Annotated in this window: 1 protein-coding gene; it reads right to left on the reverse strand. The window is 69.1% G+C overall.

The annotated features are described in order from the left end of the window. On the reverse strand, window positions 1–438 hold a 438-nt coding region (locus tag I6F21_RS37810; RefSeq protein WP_346656863.1), incomplete at its 3' end, for a Sua5 family C-terminal domain-containing protein. Window positions 439–453: the final 15 nt, after the last annotated feature.

Below are 453 nucleotides of genomic sequence, written 5' to 3' on the forward strand. Positions count from 1 at the left end.
GTTGACAGCCGCCCAGGCGGGCGTATCGGCTAGGGTTTCCACCCAGATGGCGTCATAACCGCCGCGGTCGAGTTCGCGCAACAGCGCGTAGAGCGCGTTGGCATAGGCGCCGGGCGTGGCGGGGGCGACGCGCTGGTCGCAGCCGTCACGCAGTGCCACGGGGGTACCGAGCCACACGATGCGTTTGTCTGCAGGCAGTGCAGCCAGGCGTGCAGGCACATCGGCGGCCGACAGCAGATACAACGGCGTGCGCGGCGCGTAATGCGCCTTCAGCGTGCCCGAAGCGCGCGGCGCAGCGGCATCGGGAGCCGCCGGCAGTTCGCCGGTCACGCGCTCGATGTCATCAGGCGTGATAGCGCCCGGGCGCAGCAGCACGGGGCCAATGCCCTGATCCAGCCGCGAGAGATCGATGATGGTCGATTCGATGCCCACGTCCACGCCGTCACCTTCGAG

Source organism: Bradyrhizobium sp. NBAIM03, from assembly GCF_020194055.1.
In the GTDB taxonomy this organism is placed as follows: Bacteria; Pseudomonadota; Alphaproteobacteria; order Rhizobiales; family Xanthobacteraceae; genus Bradyrhizobium; species Bradyrhizobium yuanmingense.